The 4,820-nt window shown below is 71.3% G+C and carries 4 protein-coding genes; 2 read left to right on the top strand and 2 right to left on the bottom strand.

From position 1 onward, the window contains the following. Window positions 1-444 precede the first annotated feature (444 nt). Together E1218_RS34880 and E1218_RS34875 are read left to right on the top strand one after the other, a co-directional pair. A complete protein-coding gene (locus E1218_RS34880) occupies window positions 445-1,590 on the top strand; it encodes an Mrp/NBP35 family ATP-binding protein (protein ID WP_132327304.1) in 1,146 nt (381 codons plus the stop codon). A 27-nt stretch (window positions 1,591-1,617) separates the two neighbouring features. Continuing rightward, a complete protein-coding gene (locus E1218_RS34875; protein WP_233712677.1) occupies window positions 1,618-2,736 on the top strand; it encodes a GNAT family N-acetyltransferase in 1,119 nt (372 codons plus the stop codon). A gap of 255 nt (window positions 2,737-2,991) precedes the next feature. Here the strand turns inward: E1218_RS34875 and E1218_RS34870 are convergent, their stop codons facing one another. Then, complete coding sequence (locus E1218_RS34870; RefSeq protein WP_132327303.1) at window positions 2,992-3,336, bottom strand: sec-independent translocase; 345 nt, start codon at window positions 3,334-3,336, stop codon at window positions 2,992-2,994. A 107-nt stretch (window positions 3,337-3,443) separates the two neighbouring features. Beyond that, window positions 3,444-4,820: trypsin-like peptidase domain-containing protein (locus E1218_RS34865; protein WP_407657658.1), on the bottom strand; the 1,377-nt coding region annotated here is incomplete at its 5' end.

Genomic DNA, 4,820 nt, shown 5'->3' with positions numbered 1-4,820 from the left:
GGTCATCCCCCCGCGTGCATTCGAGCGGATCCCATCCACCCTTTCCCCTCCTGCCACCGCCGGAGAACCTGCAATGGGAGGGGTCATCCCCCGCGTGCATTTGAGCGAATAACCCCTCCCGTCCACCCTTCTCGCCTCCTGCCACCGCCGGAGAACCGGCAACGAGAGGGGTCATCCCCCGCGTGCATTTGAGCGAATAACCCCTCCCGTCCACCCTTCTCGCCTCCTGCCACCGCCGGAGAACCGGCAACGAGAGGGGTCATCCCCCGCGTGCATTTGAGCGGATAACCCCTCCCGTGCACCCTTCTCGCCTCCTGTCAGGGCGGGAGAACCGGCAGCGGGAGGGGTTATCCGTCGGGGTGAGTGGGGTTAGGGTCGCCTTGCCGGACCTACGTCACACGGACCGTGGTCGGCGGGATTAGGTGCAGCACGTAGCCTTGGCGTATGGCTCCTACTGCTGATCAGGTGACCACGGCGCTCGGTGGTGTCCTGGATCCGGAGATCAAGAAACCGATCACGGACCTCGGCATGGTCGAGTCGGTGGTCGTCCGGGAGGACGGCGTGGTCGCCGTCCGCATCCTGCTGACCGTCGCGGGCTGTCCGATGAAGGACACGCTGCGGCGCGACACCACGGCCGCGATCAGCAAACTCGACGGCGTCACCGGGGTCGAAATCGACCTCGGGGTGATGTCGGCCGAGCAGCGTGCCGCCCTGCAGACGCAGTTGCGCGGCGGCGTCGCGGAGAAGGAGATCCCGTTCTCCCGGCCGGACTCGCTGACCAAGGTGTTCGCGATCGCCTCCGGCAAGGGCGGCGTCGGCAAGTCCTCGGTGACGGTCAACCTGGCGGTCGCGATGGAGCGGCAGGGGCTGTCGGTCGGCGTCCTGGACGCGGACATCTACGGCCACTCGGTGCCGGCCATGTTCGGCGTCGCCGACGAGCGGCCGACCGCGGTGGACGACATGATCATGCCGGTGCCCGCGCACGGTGTGAAGGTGATCTCGATCGGCATGCTCAAGCCCAAGCGCGACCAGGTGGTCGCCTGGCGCGGCCCGATCCTGGACCGCGCGCTCGTGCAGATGCTGGCGGACGTGTACTGGGGCGACCTCGACGTACTGCTGCTGGACCTGCCGCCCGGCACCGGTGACATCGCGATCTCGGTCGGCCAGCGGCTGACCAGCGCCGAGGTGATCGTGGTGACGACGCCGCAGGAGGCCGCCGCCGAGGTGGCCGAGCGGGCCGGCACGATGGCGCAGATGGTGCACCAGCGGGTGGCCGGCGTGGTCGAGAACATGTCGTACCTGCCGTGCCCGCACTGCGGTCCGGAGCACCGGATCGAGATCTTCGGCACCGGCGGCGGCATCCGGGTGGCGGAGACCCTTTCGGCGCGGCTCGGGTACCAGATCCCCTTGCTCGGCGAGATCCCGCTGGACGAGCGGCTGCGCAGCGGCGGTGACCTGGGCAACCCGCTGACGGCGACCGACCCGGACGCCCCGGCGGCGCAGGTCCTCGACCGGATCGCGGCCAAGCTCGGCGGGAAGCCCCGCGGCCTGCTCGGCCGGCAACTCGGGCTGTCCCCGGTCGGGCGCTGACAGCACACTTGCGGTTGACTTGGCAGGGTGCCGATCCCTGCTGAGCATCCGGTCCTGACCGACGGTGTGGTGACGCTGCGCGCTCCCCGGCCGGACGACGTTCAGGGGCAGCTCGAGCGCAATCTCGAGGACCCGGACCGCGGGTACGGCGAGGACGACGCCCGCCGGTGGATCGGCCACGGGATCACCGAGGCGTGGAAGACGGGCGAGCGGCTCGCGTTCGTGATCGAGTACCAGGGCCGGTACGCCGGGACGGCGTCACTGCAGCCGGACGCGGACGGCAACGCGCGGGTGCACTACGGGCTGTACCGGTGGGCGCGAGGCGCCGGGGTCGCGAGCCGGTCGGTGCGGCTGCTGCTGGAGTTCGGCTTCGGCACGTGCGGGTTCCACGTCGTCCGCTGGTGGGCGCGGGTCGGGAACTGGCCGTCGCGGCGGGTTGCCTGGGCCACCGGCTTCAGCTTCGGGGAGACGATCCCCCGGCTCGCCGAGGAGGGCGGCCGCCGGGTCGACGCGTGGACGGGCTGGATCGGGCCGTCGGATCCGCGGAAGCCGCGCAAGCCGTGGTTCGTGCACCCGGTGCTGGAGACATCGCGGCTGCGGCTGCGGCCGTGGCGCGCGGACGAGGCCCCGCGGATCGCTGCCGGCCGCACGAATCAGGCGACCGCTCACTTCCTCCCGTTCGTCCCGCAGCCGTTCACGGCCGAGGACGCGCGGTTCTGGCTGAAGGACCTGGCCGAGCAGGCCGCGTCCGGCGTTCGCTACAACTGGTGCGTCGCCGACTCCGTGACCGATCTGGGTCTCGGAAACCTCACGCTCTTCAACCTGCACCAAGGTCTGCAGCAAGGCCACGACGGCGAGATCGGCTACTGGCTGCACCCCGACGCCCAGGGCCGCGGCGTCATGCCCGAGGCGATCAGCCGGATGGCCGAGTGGTACTTCTCCCCGGAACGCGCCGGCGGGCTCGACGGCCGCCGCCTGGTCATCCGCACCGCCGCCACCAACCACGCCGCCCGCCGCGTCGCCGAGAAACTGAACTTCCGCCACGCCGGCACCGAACGCGAAGCCTTCCCCCTCGGCAACGGCACCCTCGACGCACGAGTCACCTACGACCTACTGACCGCAGACCACCGCCCACCCCACGACTGAGACGCCGACCGGGCCCGGGGAGCCAAGCCCACGTGCTGGAAAACCCTGCGGGTTCCCTCTGTACGAGCGCCCGGCAGCCCGCCGGACGCGGCGAGGACCTCCACCGGACAAGCGCGGTGCAACCTCATCGCCACGCCCGCGTGGATGCGATCCAGACGCTCCGGCGCTGCGTGCCTTGGCTCGGAGCAATCGGTGGTGACCCCTCGCGCTGTAGGCAGGCTTGCGACGGCAGATGTTCGCCGTCCGGGTCGGCGGTCAGGTGGATTCCGGGTCGTACGGGGGGCGTTGGCCGGCGGCGAGGCGTTGGGGGGCGTCGGAGAAGTCGGGGGTGGAGACCGGCTTGTCGTCGTCGAAGTCGTCGGTGCCCTCGAGGAGGTGCTTGCGGACGAAGTTGCGCGGGTTCAGGTCCTGGATGTCCAGGTCGGCGAACTCCGGGCCCAGCTCGTTGCGCAGGTCGTTCTGCGCGTTGGTGACCATTCGGCGCACCTGGCGCAGCAGCCGGCCCGCGGTCCGGGCGAACTCCGGCAGCCGATCGGGGCCGAAGACGAGCACGGCGACGATCGCGATCACCACCAGCTCGAGTGGCCCGATGCCGAACATGTCCCCACCTTTCAGTACGTCGTTCCAGCCCATGTCCCGCGACGGCGACAAGCGTAGCCGCAAGGCGGCCAGACCGCCTGCCGGGTCAGCCGGATCCGGACAGGAGGTCAGCCGGTCTGCTGGCCGAGCGTGACGGTGGCCTGACGGGCCTTGCCGCCGCGCTCGTACACGAGCTTCACGCTCTCCCCCGGCTGGTGGGCGCGGATCGCGACGATCAACGCCTCGGCGGTGAGGACCGGCTGGTTGTCGATCGCGGTGACCACGTCACCGACGCGGAGCCCCGCGCGAAGGGCCGGCGAGCCGGGGTTGACCGTCTCCAGCCGGGCGCCGCCCTCGAACCTCAGGTCGACGTTGGCGCCGATCACCGGGTACGACGCCACCCCGGTGGCGATCAGCTGCTGCGCCGTCCGCCGGGCCTGGTCGATCGGGATCGCGAACCCGAGACCGATGTTCCCGCTCTGCCCCTCGGAGGCACCGCGAACGGTGGCGATCGCGGAGTTCACCCCGATGACCCGGGCGTTCATGTCGACCAGCGGGCCACCGGAGTTGCCCGGGTTGATCGCGGCGTCGGTCTGCAGCGCGTTCAGGAACGACGTCTGGTCCTCGCCGTCGCCGGTGGTCACCGGGCGGTTCTTCGCCGAGATGATGCCCGACGTCACCGTGCCGGCGAGACCGAGCGGGGAGCCGATCGCGACCACGTCCTGGCCGACGATCGCCAGGTCGGACCGGCCGAACTGCACCGACGGCGCGTCCAGCCCGGTCACCTGGACGACGGCCAGGTCGTACGCCGGTGAGCGGCCGACCAGCCGGGCCGTCCAGGACTTGCTCTTGTCGTTGATCACCTGGATCGCCCCGCCCTTCGCGGCGGCCGCGACCACGTGGTTGTTGGTCAGGATGTGACCGGCGTTGTCGATGACGAAACCGGAGCCGGTCGCGTTCGAGTTGTCGGCGCCTTCGACCTTCAGCTGGACGACGCTCGGCAGCAGGGTGGTCGCGACCGCTGAGACCGAGCCACTGCGGATCTTCGGGTCCGCGCCGGTGCCGACCGGCGGGCCGGGCTGCTCCGCGACCGGGCGGTTGTCGTCCAGCGCGACCACGGTTGCGGCCGCACCGGCGCCGGCGACCACACCGATGATGAGGGCGACGGCCGCCGCGATCGCGATCAACCGGTTGCCGCTGTTCTTCTCCGGCGGTGCCGGAGTGTAGGCGCGGGCCTGCTGGTGGTGCCAGTCGAGCGGCGGCGGAGGCGTGTATGCCGGCTGGTACGCCGGACGCTGCGTCGGCCAGGCCTGGCCCGGGTACACCGGCCGGAAACCCGGCTCCTGCGCCTGCGGACGGCCGAAGCTGCGCTGCGTGACGGACCGCCCGCCGTTCTGTCCCGCTACGCCGCTCTGACCGAGGCCGGCGTTCTGACCGGCGTCGCCGGCCGGACCGGGGCCGCCGGTCTGCGGGGCCAGCCCGTCGGACTGCCGGTAGGCCTGGTC

The sequence above is a fragment of the Kribbella turkmenica genome (genome assembly GCF_004348725.1).
Classification (GTDB): Bacteria; Actinomycetota; Actinomycetes; order Propionibacteriales; family Kribbellaceae; genus Kribbella; species Kribbella turkmenica.
Note: the sequence above shows the minus strand (reverse complement) of the source record. Positions and strands in the feature narration are given on the sequence as shown.